A 21195-nucleotide genomic window follows, 5' to 3' on the forward strand; every position below is an offset into this window, starting at 1 on the left:
AAAAGACTGAATCTGTACTGTTTTTCTAAATCGGACATCAAAATCCAATTTAGGGACAGCCAAATTCAGTCTTTTTGTGCAGCCATTTTAAAGCTTAGTCTGCTTTTTTTGCTTTGGTGTACTTGATCTGCAAATGCTTAGATAATTTACGGTAGGTAAATTTAGAAAAGTTAAAGTCTTCAAGCGATTTGGTGATCTCTGGACTTTCCATAGTCCAAAAATAATCTACTCTCTTTCCAGACTTGACAGGAATAATCTCATCCGGGTGCTTGCCTAAAATTGTTAAGCTTTTGACTTCTTTTTTATTGTGCCACATGCCAAAGTATAAATCCTGCTCTGCCATGGCTGAGACACTTGCTCCCGGCGTATATTTAAAGATGTACTCTTCGGAAATACTGTCACAGGCAGCATCATCACAGTCATATAAGTAAGGATCATCTAAGTAATCTTTTACAAAATATTCTTCCACAGCAGGTTTAAAATATTTGCCGTCTTTCACCTCCAGCGTATATACTGTAAAGGTCTTTGATTTGCCGGAAGTATAAAAATAATGGACGGTGCCCCTTAAGCCTTTAATGTAAAAGAAATCTTCATTCGTTTTTCCCTTTATTTTTTTAAAATGATTCAAAGCTTCGCTTTCAGTTGAGTACCAGCGACCATTTTCTGATGTTTTTTCCCGTTCTTTATGTTTATTTACTGACTGATTGGATGAATACGTCGTTCGAACACCAAAGGACTGAGGAAGATCAGAAACATCTGACTTTATAGTAAAAACAGTAACAAGAAAGATAATGATCACTGTCATAACAGAAGCCAGACAGGTTAGCAGAATCTTTTTAAAAATCTTCTGATATTTGAGCATAAAGACAGCGCTAATCAGCATATTGAAAGGCAAAAAAGCCATCAGAGCAATGACCAACACTTTCATCTGCACAGGCGAAGCATCTTTAGGCAAAAAATCCGTAACAGCATAAATCATCAAACTGACTAATAAGAAACTGCTCACAATAATCATACTTGCAGCCAGCCATTTTCTTAGCTTAGACCGTTTTCCCTTTTGCTTAACAGACATAGTTTTTCCTCTTTTCTATCAGCGAATTTCTGCCGGCAATTATCCGAAATAAGTATCACATGGGTTTTGTAAGTTATAAGTTTTATTTAACATAGCAGTATTCCTCTTAGTGACAGTCCTAAATACTAATTAATGCAAATTGATAAAAAACGGCCAGGGCGCCGTACGCTTCCTGGCCTAACCTATCGATATTATGAAACTGCTACTGTTTTGTTGGTTTCAAAAGCGAAGCGTTCTTTTATCAACTTGTTGATTTGAACGGTTGACTTAACGAAAGAAAGTTTCGTTTTAATGATGTCAAAGGTAAACTCTTCCAGCAAGTTGATAAAAGCTGAATTGACAAAAGAAGTACTGACATAGGAAACGCCTTCAAAAGAAACCGCTACTTCTTCCCCTGCTTTCAAAGCTTCTTCAATAAGTGTCAAAATTTTTAATCCAGAAGTATTGTCTGAACAATTATCCACCACATCTTTAACAATAATCTTTACCATTCGAAATCTTCCTCCTCTTCCATGTCATACAGAGACTGATTTGAGGTATCAATCTTTAATTCAAAAAAAGTTCCTTGATATGAGTCTTCAAAAGATTTAGATTCAACAATTTGATTGTTATCTAATTTTACTTTACCACAATTTGATATAATTGTCACTTGGCCTATCTGATTTATAGTTAAAGTTTTCATAATATTGACTAAACCAGCTCCTCTATTTTGCGGAACTGATTGTGTTGATACCCCTTCTTTCAAGGCAACTTCAATCCACTCATTATCCGCTTTTTCTTCACCATACTTTTCCTTCAAAGATTTTGGAATTCCAATTCCAAAATCCGAAACAACTATGACAATTTCATTGCTTTTAGGATAGTACTGACCAAATATTGATCCTATCTTTTCAGTTGAATGATCTGATATATTATTAAAGATTTCATCAATGGCAACACATATAGATGAAAAATCATTTCTTTTACCCGTCTGTCTTTGTAACCACCCCATTAAATCAGATTGTTTCCATTGATCGACTTTACTTGCTTCAACTGTTTTTAAAGATAGCATAGTGGGGCGTAACTTTGGAATTTTAAAGATATCTGCTTGTCCAAAATTACCAAAAAATCCACAGTCAGAAAGGTACCCCATAGCTTCCCGATTTCGTTTATTTTCTGTATCTGTGTCAACTACAAAGGACACTCCAATTCCCTTATGCTGTTTTGACCACTGGAAAATATTATTTAATGCTATAACTCCAGCAGGCTGAATGAATTCAACCTTTGTTAAATCAATGGATAAAAACGCGCCATCTGAACTTTTATCAACGTAATTTCTAAACTCTATCATATTTTTTCTAATAGAATCTGTAGTAACCTGCTTAGGTAGAGTAATGATATGCATGATTTCTCCCTTTATTTTTTCTACCTACTCTATTCGTAAAAACCATTCTATTTAATATAATAAGATAAAGTATCTGCTATAAATATTATAGTCAGTTCAGTAATTATAATTTTTGCTAATATAACAATGAGTCCTTGAAGTGGCTAATAAAGTGACGACTTTAAACTTTTTTGTTATAAGTCACCGTATTGTATAACCTTCGAAAATAATATGGCAATTAGCACCTACATTAACAGCAGACATCTACCCATCCTTATTATCTGGAATCGGAAGAGATATTTCAACTTGTGCTTAGTACCCCAGCTATCACTTCTAAGGTAGAATGCTTAGTATTAGCCCTATTATTTTTGTTTTTTTCTAAAACAATATTTTCTGCATTATGAGTAGATTCGCTGAATACATCTATAAATCTACCTAGATTCTTCCAGATGTTTTCATTAATTTTGAACGTACTTAATTTGCCTTCATTATCTTTTAAATTTCTCAAAAACATCTGTTGTTCCGAGTTAAAGCCCATTTGATCTAACGAGTGGACAATCTTATAAAAGGCTTTTCCATTAATATTCTGGTCTAAGAAATTTTTTCTATGCCCTTGCATATTGTCCATCAAAGTTTTCCTCAGCTCTAAAATATAAGTCGGCTGTTGTTCTAACTCTGTTAAAGTTTTTAAGTCTTTATTATAGTATTCAACCATTTTCTTGAGAATTTCCACCTGATTATTGTTATAATCATTGATTAAACTCGTCGCTTCAGAAACTTCAATAAAAGCATCCTTTTTCAAAATTTTTCTTACTCTATTTTCGGCTTCCATAAAACTTAACTCATTCCCACTAGCTATGTTCCATAAAGTAGGAGTTGTTTTTTGTATAAATTTACCATTAACATCATTGAATTCTGCTTGGAACAATAATAAGGATTCTTTGTGATTAAAGGAATAAGGGAAAAGCTGAAACTCTCTATTTTTTGTAAAATCATCTCCAATTTTTTCATAAAAATCGTGGACACGTTCGCGTGCTTCAAACTCTGATACAGAAGCTAAAAGTTCATCTTGAATATTTTTCTCATCACTGTTACTCTCAGATAAACTTTCAACAAGACCTTTATAGCTTCCTTCATGAACAAAGGGTAACTTGAAGTCTCCTTCAGTGTCAGTAGCTGCTCCTTTTGCTTTATTTTCAAAGCGTTCTGAAAGTTTTAATTCAGCACTGATAATTTCTTCAGAGGGAAAAGCATAGACGCAAATTTTATTTTCACCCTTAATTTTTGGTCTGTCAATCCGCCCAATTCTCTGCTCCAAACGCATTGGATTGTAGGGTAATTCAATAGTCATAATATGATCAGCATCTTGTAGATTTTGTCCTGTTGAAATAGCATCAGTCCCTATTAGAATCGAAATTTCTTTTTTATCAAAAAGTTCATATGATTTAGAAATAGGGGAAAATCGCCCTAAAACTTCCTTTTTGGTACTTTCGCCATGGTTAATACGATTAGTACTGCCATGAATCATACCTATACCAGCTTCTAAAATCGCTTTATCCGCAATCATTTCTTGGAAGTAATTTTCCACAGTATCCGAAAACTCTGAAAAAATCAATACTTTTTCACCCTTAGAAATGATTTCTTTAATTTGGTCAATAATTATCTTTTGCTTCTCATCTTGTTTCGAAGTAATTCCCCATTGTTCAAGAACTTCATCTAAACTTTGAATGTCATTACTTGTATCTTCCAACATTTCTGTTAACAATGGAGTAAGTGTCTGTTCCGAAAGTTTTTCATCAATTAATCTGATACGATCACGTTGAGATTTGTTTAACTCTATTTCATATTCTTCCAAATCACTACCAAAATCAAATCCTTCTTCAGAATCTGTAAAATCTTCAGCATAGTCTTCATTTACTTTAGAATAAAAATATCTTTTAACTTGTGTAAGAGTTTCATTTTGTAAATGCAAAATATCTTTTTGAAACAACTCTAACTTATTCTTGATATTTTCCAAACTTTTTCCAAAAGCAGCATTACTAGAATCTACTCTACGAAGCAACTGAAAACGTTGACGTAAGATAACATTACTTTCTTTATCTGAGCCAAAATACTGCCAAACTGTATCTTGATATGGTAACTTCAATTCAATTAAGCGCTCTAAAATTTCACTAAGAGATTGTGACACCTCTGGAGAATAGGTGATTGTAAATGGTTCTTCACTTTCCTCAAGGGGAAATTCTCGTCTTGGATATCTATCCGATAAATATCGGTCATTTGCCAAGCTAGTTCTTGTACGTTGATAAAACAAATCTTTCCAAAATTCTACGTAAGCATTATGATTATAGTTCCCACTATCCTTAACATCATATAATAACTTCTCACGATTAGTTAATATATAGTTATAATATTGACGTTGTTTTGGAACTTTATCAATATTTAAAAAGAGTAATCCTAAACGGATAACATCCTCTCTGGAGTTATTCCACGGTGTAGCTGTTAACAATAATCCTCTAATTGTACGACTCTGAGTCCTTCTTGCGTAATGAATCATAGCTTGCATATTTTGGTAAGCTTTATTATTTTTACGTAGAAAACCTTCATGTGCTTCATCAATAACAACTAAAGAGTACATTTCTGCATAGGAATGGATTTCTTCCTCAGTTAATCCAGTAAATTTTTGACGCGTGGTAATATCAATTCGAGAAAGCTCTCCCCCAACGTTCCCTAGTTCATCTATCCACTGCTCTCTCAAACGATCATTTGCCAAAATTAATACCTTTCGTTTATCATTTTTTAGCAATAAATCTTGAAGATACAATTTGATGATACTAGCAGCTTCTAAGGTTTTTCCTAGACCGACTCCATCTGCTAGAACTTGAGTATCGAACTCTTTTAAAGCCTGGTAAACATGTAAAATTCCATAAAACTGATGGGCAAAATATTTCTTGCCGTCTTTACGACTAGGATAAGGTAAATCTTGTTCAATCTCTTTTACTCGAGTAACTAGAGTTTCTGAAGCCTTCTTACCAAAATATTTTCCTAAATTCCAATAAAAATATTCTACTGGCGTATAACTAATTTTGGGTTTTGAATAATGATCTTTTTGAAATTTAAGATCACTTAGTAATTTATCTGCATAGGGCTCAGAATATTCTGTCCACATTTCATCAAACCATTCCCTAATTGTAGGAAATGAATCCGCAGTGACCATATTCAATTCTCTATTAGCAACAAGACCGCCATAAGTAAAATTAGATGAGCCAATTAAGACACTGTTACTAATGTATTCGTCAGATGCTGAAAATAAATAGGCCTTACCATGCAAAAATGCGATATCAGCTTTAGAATGAGTTTCATAAAATTTTTCATCTACAAAAATTTTTACTTCAATACGCCCAGTCTTAATCCATTTAACCAACTCCTGATAAAATTGATTATCCAAAAAGAAAGACTCTGTACTGTAATCAACTGAGCCTTCAGCAATTCCTAAAATAGTTCGTGTATCGGTGTTTTTTGTATCATATTGATTACTTATTAAGAGCTCTATCTTATTTTTTTCTGAACGCGCAAAGAACTGTCTAAAATCATCTTCTAGCTCAACAATTCCACTTAATCGAAAATAGCCACTAGCAATTCTTATTTTATTGCTATGTTCCATAAGACCACCGATAGCGCCACGCATAGTTCTCAACTTGTTATCTATGCGATTTTCAGTACCAATTTCAGGAATATAATTATCTAATGCCATTATTCTCTCCTACACGTTTAATAAATTTTGAGACTGTTGCTCTATTTACACCATAATAACGAGCAATTTTATTAAAAGATAAGCCTGTTTTTCTCATTTCTAATACTTCGGTTTTATATCTATACAGTTTATAAGTTGAAATTTTAGCTAGCCCTTTCGGTCTACCTAAAACAACTCCTTCTGCCTTCTTTCTAGCTAATGCTTCTTTTGTACGCTGTGATATTAGATTCCTTTCAATTTCAGCAGATAACCCAAAGGCAAATGCTAAAACTTTAGAATTAATATTATTTCCTAATTCGTAACCCTCTTTAACAGTTAACAAAATGATTTCTTTTTCCATTAAATAGTTTAACAAAGACATAATCTGTAAAAGATTTCTTCCCAGCCTAGATAATTCACTAATAATTAGGATATCTCCCTTTTCTAATTGTTTAAGTAACTCTCCTAAAATACGTTCATTTGCTTTCTTTGTTCCACTAATGATTTCAGATGTCCACTCCTCAATTACCATTCCTCGTGTTTTTGCAAATTTTTCAATCTCAAATCGTTGATTTTCTACAGTTTGCTTATCTGTACTCACCCTTATATAACCATAAATCATTCCTTCACACCTGCTTTCTTAAAAGGAGCGATTATATTGAGCAGCAAAAAATTCAATGCTCATTCAAAAATGATGAAAGTTGGTTGATTTTATCGCCTATAGAGCAATCGATTAAGCAAAAAATTGAGGCAGTCGGAACACCATTAAGAGATTGGGATATTCGGATTAATCGTGGTATTCTTACAGGTTACAATGAAGCATTTATCATTGATAAAAAGAAACGTGATGAATTAATTAAAAAAGACGCCAAATCTGCTGAAATTATACGACCGATTTTGCGTGGCCGTGATATTAGGAAGTACGGCTATGACTTTGCTGATTTGTATCTCATTTATATTCCATGGCATTTTCCTTTACACAATGATACTTCTGTACAAGGTGCTTCGTTAGAAGCCGAAAAATTATTTGAACAAGATTATCCAGCTATATATTCGCATCTCCTTAAATTTAAAGAGAAGCTATCCTCGCGGAATAAATCAGAAACAGGAATACGTTATGAATGGTATGCTTTACAACGCTGGGGTGCAAAATATTGGGACGATTTTTCTAAACCGAAAATTATATATCCAAACATGACAAAATATTTACCATTTTATCTAGATAGAGAAAATTTTGTCGCTAATCAAAAGTGTTTCATTATGACAGGAGAGAAATTAGAATTTCTAGTGAGTTTTTTTAATTCTAATGTATTCAAGGTTTGCTTCAAGGATTATTTTCCTGAATTACAAGGAGGAACTAGGGAATTAAGTAAAATATTTTTTGAAAATATCCCTATTCCTAAGTTCGTTAAAGATATTGCAGTTACGGAGGAAGAAATTTATAAAATCTATGATTTTAATGAATCTGAAATAAACTGGATTTCTTCGTCACTTAATGAATAAAGTTGAAAAATTATCTTATCAATGGAGTTAGAATCATTGATTTTAAGGCATTTTATTATTTTATATTCTATTTCGTTTGTAGGTTTTATTATCAGCAAATTCTTAATATTATCAGCGTTTCCCGCGTTACCTCCGGCGGATTCTCCAACGATTGTATTCATCAACCAATTGAATAATGAAGAATTGAGCACGGCAGATAGATATTCAATATGTTCACCCGTGATGAAATGCATACTATCTTGGATATAAATGCCTTCCGATACAATTCCAAAAATCTTTTGGCTAGCAATTCTATTCCATGCAAGTTTTAGCTTATTAAAATCGTCCATATATGCACATCTTCTTAAATTATATGGGGTGTCTCCCTTATCCTGACGTTTATTAATCTGTTGCCAGTAATAATCCAAATGTTCTTTTATGGCAGGGTAATCTTTTATATCAATTGATGGATGAACTATTCCATTACCATCTGTAAATTCATTATAAGTTGTAATAAGATATTTATCTGCAAAATCATATGAATATCGTTTGATATCCTTGCCCCTTAAAATCGGTCGTATTAAATCAGCTGTTTTGCTACGTTCAACCTCTGTCTGGCAATTATTGAGAATTTTATTTCGTTTTTCAGCATTGATGATAAAAGCTTCGTTGAAACCAGTTTTAATCCCATAATTAATTGAAATATTCCAATCTTTAAGAGGGGTACCGACTGATTCGATCTTGTGTTTTATAGACTGTTCAATGGGTGATAAGACAAGCCAACTCTCATCCTTATTAAAAGAAATCGAAAAACTATGCTGCTCAATATAATCGCTCATATTTTCTAATCGTTTTTTAGGATTACTATCACGTTGCACTAAATCAATAGCCTGTAATTCATTTTTATTATGAGATTTTTCCAACGCTAGAATACTTGTATCTACTGTCGCGCCGAACATACCTGAACCAAGATTTACTAAAAGATATGGATTCGTTTTTTCTAAAAAATAATTTCTTAATGATTGTCCATAGCCAGCACGTAAGTATTTATTAGACGTGATAAATCCTAAAGCACCATTGGATTTTAATAATTGAACTCCTCTTTCAAAGAAAAGACTATAAATATCCCCTGTCGACTCATAACATTTAAACTCTCCTAATTTTTGATAGATATACTTTTCTGTATCAGAGAAAATCTTCTTTTTTTGCAGCTGAATGTATGGAGGATTACCAAATATAATATCAAAGCCTCCACTATAGTTGCCATTTTTATCAAAGAATACTTCAGGAAGATTAAACTCCAATACTTCCATATGCTTATCAACAAAAACTTTGTCTAAACTTTCTTTTGCATATTTTTTTGATCTGAGGTGTTCAGAAGCCATATCAGCAAAAATTTGTTGTAGTTTAGCCTTTACTTCAAAAAAATCATTGCTTTTTTTAGAGAGCCACTTTTTCTTCTCGGTATATAACTTAGCAATATCATCTTTATAAGCAGCAAACCATTCTAATTTTAAAGATTCTGGTACCAACGACACTAAAGAATTTTGGTGAATCAGCGTTCTACCTATGAGTTCTGGTAGTTTACCTTGAGTATCTCCCAATGATTCCAATGTTAGAGCAAAACTTGAAACAATTAAAGCTTTTAAATCAAGATCCACACCATAAATCATATGATTAACAGCATATTTCTGAAATTCAATCGCCGATTTAAAATTAGAAATTTTAGGTAATAAGTCTTTTATATCCTCTAGCTTCTCAAGCTCTGTGTACCAATCTCCTAGTTTGCGTACAGCACCAGCTAAAAATGTTCCTCCACCACTGGAAATATCAGCCATTTTTAGATTTAGAGTATCCCTTAAAGTCTTAATTTTTTGCTTTTCAGAAGATTCTTTATCAATAAGTTTGTATTTAATTTCAATAAGTTTTTTCCCAAGAGTTTGCTCGATAATATAATCCGTAATTTGTGCACTAGTGTAAAAAGAACCTTGTGAACGTTGTTTTTCATTATCTTTACTGTAAACCCAATTTCCTGCTTCATCTTGAACTAATTTCATCTGGAGTGTCTGTTCGTACTGTTCTCCAATAGTTCCCGGAGTGACGTCATCTAAATCAAAATCTAAGTCAGTTGAGCTAGTAACATTCCAGATAAGGGCATATTCAGCTTCAGTCAAAGTCCTTTCAATTTGTGTTGCAGCTTTTGCAATATCCGATACATAAAGATCCCCACCATACATTTCTTCCATATAAGCTGATTGTTCATCTTGTATCTCTGAAACAGCTTGGGTGTCAATCTCATCAGGTAGAAGATCAAAAAGTGACAGTTGTGCTGATTTCTTTTTAGAAGCAAACAATTCATCCTTTTGTTGCTGATCAAAGTGTGCCTTAGATTCAAGCAATTGGTCTATAGACATAGATGTTCCTAATCCAATTTTAGCAACAGACTTTTTGGCAAATTCATTCTCATAGCCAAAACGCCCCTCTAAAATACGGACCAAAATGTATCGTAATACCAGTGTATCCAATACTGCAGAGATAACATCACCATAACGTTCAGATGCTTCATCTGTATAACTAGGCTCCTTGAAAAAAATCTTATTAATAATTTTTCTACACTTGGAATCTTCTTTAATTCTTTTCCAAAAATTAAGGCGTAAAACTCTCGTTTTATTAATAAATTGTTCATCGTCAGCTATGGCAAAACGAAAAAGGTCTACTTTAAATCTTTCATCCAATTGGACTAAGCCAAAGAAATCATCTTCTACATAATTCTGATTGTCTATTAGGGAATCTGATTTTAATAAATTTAATTTCGCTAAATATTTAGAATTACTTCTAGATAATTTATCAGGTGTTAGAATTAACCTTTTCCTATAATCTGCTGAATCAAAAATGATGACAATGTTTTTTCCAATTACAATGATGAAATCAACTTCTGCACTTGTTTGAGCCCTTTCGATCATTGCTTGTGCTGCCTCTTGAAAAAACGTTTTAAACTGATTAGCACGTGTTTTTACAGCTAGTTTTTCCTGAGTGGTAACATAAGCAAAAATTCCTTCTAAATCATTTGGTCGCGCAAAAGAAAAAATAGTATCGTTTTCAAATGACTCTTTAATACTCTCGACTTTTTCGATATTAAAGCCAAGATACTCTGCTAAATATTTAATTCCGCTAAAATTAGGCTGAACCTGTTTTATTAATTCTACTACAAAAGAATCTGACATTTTTATTCCCATCTTTTCATAATAAATATTATTAAATGTATTATATCATGAATATAATTTAAATTTAATAGCTACTTTAGTCTAATTATACTTGATAAATGAAATTTCATTTTTTAAAATTGTCAATCCTTTTCAACTTCACACCTTTGACTATCGTGCCCGCAACATTCAAAAAGTCGGACAGCTGGACACTTGGGCTTTTCAAAAGGTGGCACAGCTTTATCCCTACATTTTTGAAGATTCAAAGGGCTAATTCTGCATCAAAAAAGAGAGTGGGACAAAAATCGGTAAATCGTCATGAAATGGCGATTTCGATTTTCCTCGCTCTCCTATTTTAAGGCTCAGGTAGAAATCATCCACTGGATAATTTCTATCCCACCTCCGCACAGTTTATTAGGGATTGACATGAACTAACGTTCATATAATTGGATATCCTCCAACAGTTCCCCAAACTGTTGGAGCTATCACTTGCGTAGCAAGGGATAAGGACTTCCAATAAACCACTGCGTTAATATGTGATACTTCATAAATTGAAAGAGTTTGAGACTTTTGTCACAAATTCTTTTGTTTTGCTGTTATTCTTATAACAAATAGTCATCTCCCGACTTAAGCCGTTTGATCTGTCTTTTGAGTGATTGATTTTCCTGCTCTAAGGCGTCCAAGGTTGCTATCATCTCATCAAGAAATTCATCGACTTCCTCCTGATCATAACCTCGAAACTTAGTAGAGAATAGCTTGTTGCGGATGTCCTGCTGGCTTAGCATTTTGATGCTCCTTAATAATTTGTGATTTCTTTTCGGTCGTGGACATTGCTTTTCTTGCCCTGGCGGGCTTCCAGCACTCTATTGACATCGTCAGGCGTCACGCCGCTTTCAACCAGCATAACGGCCAAATGATAGAGGACGTCTGCTGTTTCATTGGCGATTTCGTCCTTATCTGCATTTTTGGCAGCAATGACGACTTCTGTGGCTTCCTCGCCGACTTTCTTTAAAATCTTATCCAAGCCCTTGTCAAAAAGGTAGTTGGTGTAAGACCCTTCTTTGGGGTTCTGTTTGCGGTCAAGGGCTTCTTTATATAGTGTTTCTAACATAATTAAGATGTGAGAGCGTCTAAAAAACGACTGAATTTTAGGAAATTATCGGAAAATCCTGATTTTCTAAATAATTTATCTAAATTCCAAGCTTTTAGCTCAAACTCAATTCCTTTCTTTCGATTTTTTGAAAAATAGCAGAGCTTATTGCTGTGAGTTTTCTTCGCTGTATATCTCATTAAAAAAACAGCTGTAAGCACCCGTATGGCAGGCTGCGCCGACTTGCTCGACAGCAATGAGCAGGGTGTCGCAGTCGCAATCGGCTGTGATGGATTTGACATATTGGTAGTGGCCGCTGGTTGCGCCCTTGTGCCAGAGTTCCTGCCGCGAGCGGCTCCAGTAGTGCATTTGCTTGGTTTCAAGGGTCAGTTGGTAGGATTCTTCATTCATATAAGCCAGCATAAGTACTTGCCCTGTCTGATAATCTGTGACAATGACAGGGATTAGTCCGTCTTGTTTAGCAAAATCCAGTTTGATATCTGTCATAAGCGCACCTCAATTCCCGCGTCAGCCATGGCTTTTTTGGTGTCAGCGATAGCAACTTCTCCATAATGAAAAATCGAAGCCGCCAGGGCACCAGTCGCCGGGGTCTTCTCAAAGACCTCTACTATATGATCGCTGTTACCCGCACCGCCTGAAGCGATAATGGGCACATCCGCCACTGCTGCTACAGCATTGAGCATGTCCACATCAAAACCAGATTTTGTGCCATCCTTATCCATAGAGGTGAGGAGAATTTCACCCGCACCCAAACTAACAGCTTCTTTAACCCAGTCAATCAGATCTCTGCCGGTATCCTTGCGGCCGCCGGCCACATAAACATGCCAGCTTCCATCAGCTTCTTTGCGGGCGTCAACAGCTGCCACGACACACTGACTGCCAAATTTTTCAGCACATTCCTTGATGAGCTGGGGATTAGCAAGTGCAGAAGAGTTGACTGCAACTTTGTCGGCACCGGCCTTGAGCATCTTATTCATGTCATCGCTGGTGCGGATACCGCCGCCGACTGTAAAAGGAATGAAGACCTGATCGGCGACGCGGCGCACCATGTCTACCGTAGTATCGCGCTTTTCATGGGTTGCGGTGATGTCCAAGAAGACCAGTTCATCACAGCCGGCCTCATAGTAGGCACGCGCCGAGTCAACAGGGTCACCGACATCGGTTAAATTGACAAAATTGATTCCCTTGACAACACGCCCGTCCTTGACATCAAGGCAGGGAATAATTCGTTTTTTCAGCATGTTTATCCTCCAAAACTCTTTAACTCGTCCAGCGTGATGTTGCCGCTGTAGTAGGCCTTGCCGACAATGGTGCCTGCCACACCGATAGCCTCAAGTTTGGTCAAATTATCCAGCTCTGCAATGCCGCCTGAGGCGATAACCTTGGCAGTCGTCAGCTCAGCAACCAAACGCTCATAATGGTCATAGTTTGGTCCCGTCAGCGTGCCGTCTCGGTCGACATCGGTGTAGACAAAGAGCTGGACGCCCATTTTTTCCATTTCCTTGGCCAAGCTGATGTAGTCAACCGTGCTGGTCGCGAGCCACCCCTCAGTAGCAACATAGCCGTCCTTGGCATCAATGCCAACGACAATCTTATCCGCCCCAAACTTATCCAGCGCAGCTTTGACAAAAGCGGGATTTTTAACGGCCATAGAACCGATGATGACACGGTCAATGCCGACATTGAGGTAGTCCTCAATCTGCTCTAGCGTGCGAATGCCGCCGCCGACTTCAACACCAAGCCCTGTCGCCACTTTCAGTGCTGCAATGAGATCGCGGTTGGTCGCCTGACCGTCCAGAGCCCCATCAAGGTCTACAACGTGAATAAAGTCAATGCCCGCATCCGCAAAAATGCGTGCCTGACCCAGCACATCAGGATTAACCACCGTCTGCTGGTTAAAATCACCTTTGAAAAGGCGGACAGCCTGACCGTCTTTAATGTCAATAGCAGGAAGAATCTGCATAATTAAGATACCAAGAGCGTTAAGAAAGCAAGAAGAAAACAGGAAACTGGCGACGTGACTTTAGTCACTGGACAGTTTATCTTTTTCTCGATGCTTTTAGCTCGGGTTCAGTTCAGAAAATACCTGAATGAACCGTCCTTTCTAATTTATTTTCATCGATCACACAAGCCCACAAATTTTTCGAGAATGCCCAGTCCGACAGCTCCTGATTTTTCAGGGTGAAACTGGGCGCCGTAGACATTGTCCTTGTGAATCATGGCGGGCACTTGAATAGAATAGTCAGCTGCTACGTCAATGTACGCTTGGGGAACATCTGTAAAATAGCTGTGCACGAAATAGACCGCCTGATCCTGCAAACCAGCTGTCAGAGGCGACTCCTGCTTGACCTGTAAATCATTCCAACCCATGTGGGGTACTGGAAAGCCATTCTTGGCTGGGATTTCACGTGTCGCACCCGGAATGAAGCCCAGGCCAGCCGTTTCATAATGCTCCAGCCCTGTTTCGGTCAGCAATTGCATGCCCAGACAAATTCCCAGAAGCGGCGTGCCCTTGGCAACGGCTTCTTTAATGGCGGATACCAGCCCTCGTTTTTCCAGCTCGGCCATTGCTGCAGGATAGGCTCCTACTCCCGGCAAAATCAAGCCAGAAGCTGCCAAAATCTTTTGCGGGTCAGCTGACAGCTCAGCCTCGACACCGATCTTATCCAAGGCCCGCAGGACATTAGCTGTATTGCCGGCGTCATAATCAATGACTATTATTTTCATATCACAACATTCCTTTGGTAGAGTTAACCCCGTGAATTTCCGGGTTGATGGTCACTGCTTGACGCAGGGCACGGCCGGTCGCCTTAAACAGACTTTCTGCCTTGTGGTGGTTATTTTTACCATGCAAGATTTTCAAGTGCAAATTCATCTGCACATTAAAGGCAAGGGCTTGGAAGAATTCTTCCACCAATTCGGTATCAAAATTGCCCAGTTTGGGATTGTCAAAGTCAGCATCAAAAACGAGGTAAGAGCGGCCCGACAAATCAAGACTGGCCATCCCCAGTGTTTCATCCATGGGCACAAAACTTGTTCCATAGCGGTTGATACCAGCCTTGTCTCCCAAGGCCTGGCGCAGGGCCTGGCCTAAGACGATACCGACATCTTCCACCGTGTGATGGCTGTCCACCCAGAGATCTCCGTCTGCCTTGACCACCAAGGACAGCCGTCCATGGCGGGCAAAGAGGGTCAGCATGTGGTCAAAAAATCCTACACCCGTATCAATGTCAACGGGCTCCTGCGCATCCAAATTCAAACTGAGTTTGATTTTTGTTTCAAAGGTATTGCGTTCGATGCTTGCTTGTCTCATTTTTTCACCTCGTCTAATATCTCAATCACCTTGTACAAATCAGCTTCATTGATTTGGTAAGGTGCCTGCTGGCGCACAATGGGTTTGGCACAAAAGGCAATGCCGATGCCAGCTTCGTGAATCATGGGCAGATCATTTGCTCCATCACCCATGGCAACAGTCTCTGCCAGCGCCAGCCCATTTTCCGCAGCCCAATCGCGGAGCTTTTGCACTTTAATCTCTTTAGTAACCACCTCACCGTAAGTTTGACCTGTCAGAACACCGTCTGCTACCTCCAAATGGTTCGCCATGACATAGTCAACGCCTGCTTCCTCGGCTAAGCGGTCAACCGTTTCATGAAAACCTCCTGATACCAAACCAACCTTATAACCGCGCGCATGAAGTTCAGCTACCAGCTCCTTGGCACCTTTATTAAAGTGAATGCGCTGATAGACCTGATCAAAAATGGATTCCGGCAGTCCTTTGAGGGTTCCCACCCGCTCTTTCAGCGCCTGTTTGAAATCCAATTCTCCCCGCATGGCACGCTCGGTGATCTCCGCAACTTGGGCACCGACACCGGCCTCATCCCCCAGTAAATCAATGACTTCTTCCTGAACAAGGGTGGAATCCACGTCCATGACCAAGAGTCCTCTAACTTTTCTCATTTCTCACCTCAATCGCTTTCGCATGCGCTTGCAGACCCTCGGCATAGGCCAAAGTTGTAATATCTTTTTCTGCGCTGTTGACCGCTGCCTTACTGTACTGGGTATACTGGATGCGTTTGACAAAGTCATGCACTCCCAGAGCAGATGAGAAGCGGCTGGTTGCTGTGGTCGGTAGGACATGATTAGCACCGGCATAATAATCACCAATCGGTTCGCTCGTATAGTGTCCTAAAAAGACAGAGCCGGCATTTTGGACCTTGTCTAAATAGTCATAAGCATTTTCCATAGCAATTTCTAGGTGTTCTGGCGCAACCTTATTCATAAGGTCAAACATATCATCCGCATTTTCTGCAATAATGATGCGGCCGTTATTTTCAATAGACGGACGGGCAATCGCCTCACGCGGCAAGGTTTGCAGCTGAGTTTCGATCTCAGCCTCTACCGCATCAGCCAGAGTTTCAGAATTGGTCACCAAAATGGCACGAGCACGAACATCATGCTCAGCCTGCGACAGCAAATCCGCCGCTACAAAACGAGGACTTGCGGTACTGTCAGCGATGACACCGATTTCTGAGGGACCTGCAATCATATCAATGCCAACGGTACCGTAAACCTCTTTCTTAGCCGTTGCCACAAAGATATTACCAGGACCTGTAATCTTATCAACGTTTGGAATGCTTTGGGTGCCGTAAGCCAGAGCAGCGACCCCTTGAGCCCCGCCGACTTGGAAAATCTTATCAACTCCCGCCAATTTAGCAGCCACCAAAATAGCCGGCACAAAGTGCTCCTGCGGCGGTGTTATCATAATGATTTCCTTGACACCAGCGATTTTAGCCGGAATAACATTCATAAGGACTGAGGACGGGTAAGCTGCTGTTCCTCCCGGCACATAGACACCCACGCGCTCAATGGGACGGATAAGCTGGCCGCGAAGCACACCTTCTGACGGCTGATCCTCAAAGCCTGTCTCCAGCTGCTGGCGGTGGTAGGATTCGATATTAGCCTTGGCATTCTCCAGCGCTGCCAAAACGTCCCTGTCAATATCTGCAAATGCTTGGTCAATCCGGTCCTGCCCCACCTCAAAATCTGTCAAATCAATCTTGTCAAACTTGATGGAATACTCACGCAGGGCTTGATCACCGCGATTTCTCACATCGTCAATAATAGCGCGGACGGTTTCTTCAACACTGACATTTTCCCGGTTCAGCTCCAGCTGTTCTTGATAGAGAATCTTCGATATTTCTTCATTAGTTCCTGTTAGACGTTTCATTTAAAAGCTACCTCCCGATCTCCGACCAGTCCTTCAATTTTTTTAATAAAAGGCAGCAGCTCAGGCTTGTTTTTTAAGCTGGCCTTATTGACAATCATCCGTGCCGAAATGCGGCAAATATCTTCAAATACCTCTAAGCCGTTGGCTCTTAGGGTGTTGCCGGTCTCCACAATATCGACAATGGCATCTGCCAGACCGATAACAGGAGCAATTTCGACACTGCCCTGAATGGAAATAATTTCCACATCTTCTCCCTTTTGGTTGAAGAAGTTTTTAGCGAGGGTTGGGTATTTTGTGGCAATGCGCTTGCGCTTATGGTCAGTCGGATTATAATCTTTGGTCGATGCCACAGAAAATTTACAGAGGCCGAAATTCAAATCCAGCATTTCCAAATAACCTGTCGGATGTTCAATCAGGACATCCTTGCCAACGACACCAATATCGGCTACACCGTGGCGGACATAGGTCGTAACATCCGGTGCCTTGACTAACAAAAAGCGAAAACGCTTATCGGGACTTTCAAAAATCAAATTGCGGCCCTTATCAGCCATAAAAGACATATCAAATCCTGCTTTTTCCAGCAGTTCTACTGTGCCTTTTTCAATCCGCCCTTTAGTCAGGGCAATAGTTAATTGCTTAGTCATAGCGCCTCCTAAAAATGAATCTGATCATGAATAGCCTGATAAACACTGTCAATATCAAGGGCCCAGCCAAAAGCCGTCAGTTCTTTGGCCCCAAAGCGTTCAAAGAGTTTATCATAGCGGCCGCCAGAGACAAAGGCATCCGGAATTTTATCGCCAAACACCTTAAACATAATACCTGTATAATAAGGCATGGCAGCAATCTGTGCCAAATCCAAAGTAACTTCTGAAAGTATGCCGTACAAATCCTCAAGCACCCTTTCCAAATCAGACAGAGCCTGTAAAATGCCAGGATTCTGACTCAAAGAGCGGGCTTTCTGCAAGACCTGAGTGCTCTCGCCAAACAAAAACGGCAGTTCTCTGATAAGGGCATCAAATTCACTGGGATAGCGAAAAGTAAATTCATTAAGCCCCGTAATATTTTTATCCTGAATAAGCACAGCCAGCTCCTCTTTTGCATGGGCCGGCAGCTGCTGGCAAACAAAAATGGTCTGCAAAATATGAGCGTGGGAAAATTCAAATTTGTAATCCTTCAGACCGCTGACCTGCAGCGCATTATTCGCTGACAGCAAGGCATCTTTGAGGGCATCTTCAGCCTCATAGCCTACGATTTCGATTCCCGCCTGAGTATGTTCGTTCAGTAACCCGCGCAGCTCTTCATTATCCTTAAAAACCTTGCCGGAATAAGAAAATTTAATAGGCGTTTCAACACGGGTCGAGGCAATGACCCGTCCGATCTGACTGGTAATATCAGGACGCAGGCTTAAAAGATTGCCTTTCTTGTCAAAAAGGTGATAATGCTCTGGCAGCACCTCATCCGCAAAGACTTCAAAGTGCTCCAAAGTAGGTGTTTCAATCCGATTGAAACCCTCATTTATCAAAAGATCACTGATATCTCGTTCGATCTCATACATGACACGCGCCCGTTTAAAGAGCTTATCATGCATGCCAACTGGTAAACTTGTTTTTTTCATTTCAAATCCTCAATAGTCTTGATAACTGCTTCCATCTCGTCCTGACGGCCAATTGAAATCCGCAGATAATCCTTAATCCTGTCAACTGTTGGAAAATAGCGCACATAAATTTTTCTGGCTTCCAAGGCTTTAAACAAGGCTGCCGCAGAAATCCCTGCTGGCTTTGTCAGCACAAAATTTGCCTGACTGGGCAAAACAGTAAAGCCCTGCTTGACTAACTGCTGAGAAAACCAATCTCGGGTCTTTTGGATTTTCTTAGCAGTTTTCTGATAGTAAGACCAATCCTCAACAGCTGCTGCTGCCAATTTTTCTGCCAGCAAATCAACAGAATAAGGATTGATAGAATGTTTGACGGCATTCATCACCGCAATCAGCTCAGGGCTCGCAATCGCATAGCCCACACGCAGACCGGCTAAGGCTGCATCTTTAGAAAAGGTTCGTGTAATCACAAGATTATCGTATTTGCTAAGGAGAGAAAGGGCCGACTGACCGCCAAAATTGATGTAGGCTTCATCTAAGATAACAACCACATCACGATTGGCCTGTAAAATAGCTTCAATCTCTGCAAGCGGTTTGTAAATGCCGGTAGGGGCATTAGGATTAGTTAAAATAATACCGCCATTATCGGCTAAATAATCCTCTGTTTTGATGGTGAAATCCTCTGCCAAGGGAACTTCATGGTAGTTAACCCGATACAGATCTGCCCAGACCTTGTAAAAACCATAGGTCAAATCCGGAAAAAGAACAGGTTCGTCATTATTGAAAAAGGCCAGAAAGGCGATGGATAAGACATCATCTGAACCATTAGCAATCATCAATTGTTCAGGTCTGACCTGTAAGTTTTCCGCCAAGACAGCTCGTAAATCAGCCTGATCCAAAGTCGAATACTTGCGTAAACTATCTGCATCAAAATGTGCTAAAACCTCACGGACCTTAGGGCTGGCACCGTAGGCATTCTCATTGGTATTGAGCTTAATCATATTCTTCTCAGCAGGCTGAGCGCCTGCTACATAGGGTTCAATTTGTCGCAATCCTCTAATCATCTTATCACCTCTGCCAGCGATGCAAAAAACGCCCCCGCAAAAAACTTGCAAGGACGCTTGAAACGTGGTTCCACCTTCAATTCAGCAGCCTGTCGCCAGACTGCCCTCAGGGAGTTTGAAACTCCAATCCGTAACGTGAATGACCCGTCGAGCACTACTTTCCTCAGATTTGGCACCCGCACTCAAGAATGTGTCGTCTAAATGTCCTGTATGTTCTCAGCTACCATACTCTCTGTTACTGCCGGATAGATTATCAGCTTGTCTGCGCCTGTAATCCACCCGGTGACTTAGACTTTTTCTCTCATCGCTTTTCTATTTTTCTCTATTCTACAAGAAAATTCTGAATATTGCAAGCCTTAAATTATTATCTGACTTCCGCCAGACACCTGTTTACTGATACTAAAGTAAACCTCTTGAAGTTACCGATACCATCACTAACAACCAAAAAGCAACGGCTTTGCAGTCGTTGCTCAGACTGTAGACAAATCTCCATTTGCCTACCTTGATCAGCAAAAAAGTCTGCAGACTACCATATAAATTCCACGAACGCAAACGAGTTTAAAGGATACTTCCGCCGTGATGAAAGTGTCAGAAATGGTGAATTTTAGCCAATTCTGACACTCGGAAACTTTGAGACCGTGGCTCAAAGTTTAGGCATGGAATTCCCTAGGAAGTCGCTGCCGTCCGACATCACCTAAGGAAGTATCAAAGAAAAAGGACTTTTTCTTCAAACTAAGCAACGGCTTTGCAGCCGTTGCGCTTTTTGTTTGAGCAGAGTCACAATTGTTCCAGTTCTTGGTTAGTAATTTATCAGTCTATTATTTCTCAGATAAAAACTGAAAAATAACAGCAGCTAATGCCAAACCTTGAGCACCCAGAAATACCTAACCAAGTGGATTTGAAGCCTCTGCGATTGCGGCTGCTCCAAACCAAAGACAAGTCTTACTTTTTATTTTTCATAAAATCTACAATGCCCTTGAAAATTTTGACAAAATCTTTCCAGCAAAGCGCAGTGACCAAGATAGATTCAGTCATAAAAATTCCAAAAATAATAATCTTAACCGTTGTATTTTCAGAAACAGCTGAAACCAATAAGATAATTGGCAGGCTAAATAAATATCCATAACTCAGATAAAGTGATCTTTTTGAAGGTATCATAATGACTTGCCTTTCTATAGATGATAGATAAACGACTTATTAAAATGGTAAGTTATATCCGACAATGCCTCCAGTAATTGCACCACCGATACCGCCGACTGCGGCTGAGGCTCTTTCAACCACAGATAAATAGTAATTGGTGGTGCAGAGAAATTCAAATCATTAGCGATTAAGATAATTATTTTTCAAAT

Annotated in this window: 20 protein-coding genes and 1 pseudogene; 2 read left to right on the forward strand and 19 right to left on the reverse strand. The window is 39.0% G+C overall.

The features are described from left to right. Positions 1 to 94: 94 nt before the first annotated feature. From BMI76_RS10685 to BMI76_RS07715, 5 genes are all read right to left on the reverse strand, one after another. Positions 95 to 1072, reverse strand: a complete 978-nt coding sequence (locus BMI76_RS10685; RefSeq protein ID WP_142355067.1) for a hypothetical protein — start codon at positions 1070 to 1072, stop codon at positions 95 to 97. A 191-nt stretch (positions 1073 to 1263) separates the two neighbouring features. Next, positions 1264 to 1563 (reverse strand): STAS-like domain-containing protein, encoded by a 300-nt coding sequence (locus BMI76_RS07700; protein WP_075346997.1) that lies wholly within the window; start codon positions 1561 to 1563, stop codon positions 1264 to 1266. Then, entirely contained in the window at positions 1557 to 2456 is a 900-nt protein-coding gene (locus BMI76_RS07705; RefSeq protein ID WP_075346998.1) for an ATP-binding protein, read from the reverse strand. Before BMI76_RS07705 ends, BMI76_RS07700 begins: the two co-directional genes overlap by 7 nt. 280 nt (positions 2457 to 2736) lie before the next feature. Beyond that, positions 2737 to 6186 (reverse strand): helicase-related protein, encoded by a 3450-nt coding sequence (locus tag BMI76_RS07710; RefSeq protein ID WP_075346999.1) that lies wholly within the window; start codon positions 6184 to 6186, stop codon positions 2737 to 2739. Next, a complete protein-coding gene (locus BMI76_RS07715; RefSeq protein ID WP_075347000.1) occupies positions 6173 to 6787 on the reverse strand; it encodes a master DNA invertase Mpi family serine-type recombinase in 615 nt (204 codons plus the stop codon). Before BMI76_RS07715 ends, BMI76_RS07710 begins: the two co-directional genes overlap by 14 nt. Before the next feature lie 83 nt (positions 6788 to 6870). On the opposite strand from BMI76_RS07715, the gene BMI76_RS07720 reads away from it, so the two are divergent. After that, a complete protein-coding gene (locus tag BMI76_RS07720) occupies positions 6871 to 7668 on the forward strand; it encodes a TaqI-like C-terminal specificity domain-containing protein (protein WP_257615260.1) in 798 nt (265 codons plus the stop codon). On the opposite strand, the gene BMI76_RS07725 is transcribed toward BMI76_RS07720, so the two are convergent. Then, a complete protein-coding gene (locus tag BMI76_RS07725; protein ID WP_075347002.1) occupies positions 7614 to 10871 on the reverse strand; it encodes an Eco57I restriction-modification methylase domain-containing protein in 3258 nt (1085 codons plus the stop codon). The genes BMI76_RS07720 and BMI76_RS07725 overlap by 55 nt on opposite strands. 121 nt (positions 10872 to 10992) lie before the next feature. Between BMI76_RS07725 and BMI76_RS10890 the strand changes: the two are divergent. Next, positions 10993 to 11124 (forward strand): annotated as a pseudogene (locus tag BMI76_RS10890) (type II toxin-antitoxin system PemK/MazF family toxin); the annotation flags it as partial. Between the two features lie 328 nt (positions 11125 to 11452). On the opposite strand, the gene BMI76_RS07735 reads toward BMI76_RS10890, so the two are convergent. The 13 genes from BMI76_RS07735 to BMI76_RS07795 all read right to left on the reverse strand — a co-directional run bounded on the left by BMI76_RS07735 (position 11453) and on the right by BMI76_RS07795 (position 21004). Then, positions 11453 to 11635, reverse strand: coding sequence for a DivIVA domain-containing protein (locus BMI76_RS07735; RefSeq protein WP_075347003.1), 183 nt, complete (start codon positions 11633 to 11635; stop codon positions 11453 to 11455). Positions 11636 to 11646: 11 nt separating this feature from the next. Beyond that, a complete protein-coding gene (hisE, locus tag BMI76_RS07740) occupies positions 11647 to 11961 on the reverse strand; it encodes a phosphoribosyl-ATP diphosphatase (RefSeq protein WP_075347004.1) in 315 nt (104 codons plus the stop codon). A gap of 144 nt (positions 11962 to 12105) precedes the next feature. Next, a complete protein-coding gene (gene hisI, locus BMI76_RS07745) occupies positions 12106 to 12447 on the reverse strand; it encodes a phosphoribosyl-AMP cyclohydrolase (protein WP_075347005.1) in 342 nt (113 codons plus the stop codon). Beyond that, positions 12444 to 13202 (reverse strand): imidazole glycerol phosphate synthase subunit HisF, encoded by a 759-nt coding sequence (hisF, locus tag BMI76_RS07750; protein WP_075347006.1) that lies wholly within the window; start codon positions 13200 to 13202, stop codon positions 12444 to 12446. The genes hisI and hisF overlap by 4 nt, the downstream gene beginning before the upstream one ends. Before the next feature lie 2 nt (positions 13203 to 13204). Further along, positions 13205 to 13924 carry a 1-(5-phosphoribosyl)-5-[(5-phosphoribosylamino)methylideneamino]imidazole-4-carboxamide isomerase gene (hisA, locus tag BMI76_RS07755; RefSeq protein WP_075347007.1) on the reverse strand — a complete coding sequence of 240 codons (720 nt, stop codon included), beginning with the start codon at positions 13922 to 13924 and terminating at the stop codon, positions 13205 to 13207. 152 nt (positions 13925 to 14076) lie between these two features. Further along, a complete protein-coding gene (gene hisH / locus BMI76_RS07760; protein WP_075347008.1) occupies positions 14077 to 14688 on the reverse strand; it encodes an imidazole glycerol phosphate synthase subunit HisH in 612 nt (203 codons plus the stop codon). Between the two features lies 1 nt (position 14689). Further along, positions 14690 to 15274 (reverse strand): imidazoleglycerol-phosphate dehydratase HisB, encoded by a 585-nt coding sequence (hisB, locus tag BMI76_RS07765; RefSeq protein WP_075347009.1) that lies wholly within the window; start codon positions 15272 to 15274, stop codon positions 14690 to 14692. Beyond that, a complete protein-coding gene (serB, locus tag BMI76_RS07770; protein ID WP_075347010.1) occupies positions 15271 to 15918 on the reverse strand; it encodes a phosphoserine phosphatase SerB in 648 nt (215 codons plus the stop codon). Before serB ends, hisB begins: the two co-directional genes overlap by 4 nt. Continuing rightward, complete coding sequence (gene hisD, locus BMI76_RS07775) at positions 15905 to 17188, reverse strand: histidinol dehydrogenase (RefSeq protein WP_075347011.1); 1284 nt, start codon at positions 17186 to 17188, stop codon at positions 15905 to 15907. The genes serB and hisD overlap by 14 nt, the downstream gene beginning before the upstream one ends. Beyond that, positions 17185 to 17832, reverse strand: a complete 648-nt coding sequence (hisG, locus tag BMI76_RS07780; protein ID WP_075347012.1) for an ATP phosphoribosyltransferase — start codon at positions 17830 to 17832, stop codon at positions 17185 to 17187. The genes hisD and hisG overlap by 4 nt, the downstream gene beginning before the upstream one ends. Before the next feature lie 8 nt (positions 17833 to 17840). Beyond that, positions 17841 to 18803 (reverse strand): ATP phosphoribosyltransferase regulatory subunit, encoded by a 963-nt coding sequence (locus BMI76_RS07785; RefSeq protein WP_075347013.1) that lies wholly within the window; start codon positions 18801 to 18803, stop codon positions 17841 to 17843. Next, positions 18800 to 19846, reverse strand: a complete 1047-nt coding sequence (hisC, locus tag BMI76_RS07790) for a histidinol-phosphate transaminase (protein ID WP_075347014.1) — start codon at positions 19844 to 19846, stop codon at positions 18800 to 18802. Before hisC ends, BMI76_RS07785 begins: the two co-directional genes overlap by 4 nt. 942 nt (positions 19847 to 20788) lie before the next feature. Further along, complete coding sequence (locus BMI76_RS07795; protein WP_075347015.1) at positions 20789 to 21004, reverse strand: hypothetical protein; 216 nt, start codon at positions 21002 to 21004, stop codon at positions 20789 to 20791. Positions 21005 to 21195: the final 191 nt, after the last annotated feature.

Origin of the sequence: Streptococcus sp. 'caviae' (assembly GCF_001937065.1) — a bacterium.
In the GTDB taxonomy this organism is placed as follows: Bacteria; Bacillota; Bacilli; order Lactobacillales; family Streptococcaceae; genus Streptococcus.

What these genes read in the sequence shown, in the direction of transcription:
- BMI76_RS10685 (WP_142355067.1), bottom strand. Translation starts at nt 1,072, where the DNA reads ATGTCTGTTAAGCAAAAGGGAAAACGGTCTAAGCTAAGAAAATGGCTG.
- BMI76_RS07700 (WP_075346997.1), bottom strand. Translation starts at nt 1,563, where the DNA reads ATGGTAAAGATTATTGTTAAAGATGTGGTGGATAATTGTTCAGACAAT.
- BMI76_RS07705 (WP_075346998.1), bottom strand. Translation starts at nt 2,456, where the DNA reads ATGCATATCATTACTCTACCTAAGCAGGTTACTACAGATTCTATTAGA.
- BMI76_RS07710 (WP_075346999.1), bottom strand. Translation starts at nt 6,186, where the DNA reads ATGGCATTAGATAATTATATTCCTGAAATTGGTACTGAAAATCGCATA.
- BMI76_RS07715 (WP_075347000.1), bottom strand. Translation starts at nt 6,787, where the DNA reads ATGATTTATGGTTATATAAGGGTGAGTACAGATAAGCAAACTGTAGAA.
- BMI76_RS07725 (WP_075347002.1), bottom strand. Translation starts at nt 10,871, where the DNA reads ATGTCAGATTCTTTTGTAGTAGAATTAATAAAACAGGTTCAGCCTAAT.
- BMI76_RS07735 (WP_075347003.1), bottom strand. Translation starts at nt 11,635, where the DNA reads ATGCTAAGCCAGCAGGACATCCGCAACAAGCTATTCTCTACTAAGTTT.
- hisE (WP_075347004.1), bottom strand. Translation starts at nt 11,961, where the DNA reads ATGTTAGAAACACTATATAAAGAAGCCCTTGACCGCAAACAGAACCCC.
- hisI (WP_075347005.1), bottom strand. Translation starts at nt 12,447, where the DNA reads ATGACAGATATCAAACTGGATTTTGCTAAACAAGACGGACTAATCCCT.
- hisF (WP_075347006.1), bottom strand. Translation starts at nt 13,202, where the DNA reads ATGCTGAAAAAACGAATTATTCCCTGCCTTGATGTCAAGGACGGGCGT.
- hisA (WP_075347007.1), bottom strand. Translation starts at nt 13,924, where the DNA reads ATGCAGATTCTTCCTGCTATTGACATTAAAGACGGTCAGGCTGTCCGC.
- hisH (WP_075347008.1), bottom strand. Translation starts at nt 14,688, where the DNA reads ATGAAAATAATAGTCATTGATTATGACGCCGGCAATACAGCTAATGTC.
- hisB (WP_075347009.1), bottom strand. Translation starts at nt 15,274, where the DNA reads ATGAGACAAGCAAGCATCGAACGCAATACCTTTGAAACAAAAATCAAA.
- serB (WP_075347010.1), bottom strand. Translation starts at nt 15,918, where the DNA reads ATGAGAAAAGTTAGAGGACTCTTGGTCATGGACGTGGATTCCACCCTT.
- hisD (WP_075347011.1), bottom strand. Translation starts at nt 17,188, where the DNA reads ATGAAACGTCTAACAGGAACTAATGAAGAAATATCGAAGATTCTCTAT.
- hisG (WP_075347012.1), bottom strand. Translation starts at nt 17,832, where the DNA reads ATGACTAAGCAATTAACTATTGCCCTGACTAAAGGGCGGATTGAAAAA.
- BMI76_RS07785 (WP_075347013.1), bottom strand. Translation starts at nt 18,803, where the DNA reads ATGAAAAAAACAAGTTTACCAGTTGGCATGCATGATAAGCTCTTTAAA.
- hisC (WP_075347014.1), bottom strand. Translation starts at nt 19,846, where the DNA reads ATGATTAGAGGATTGCGACAAATTGAACCCTATGTAGCAGGCGCTCAG.
- BMI76_RS07795 (WP_075347015.1), bottom strand. Translation starts at nt 21,004, where the DNA reads ATGATACCTTCAAAAAGATCACTTTATCTGAGTTATGGATATTTATTT.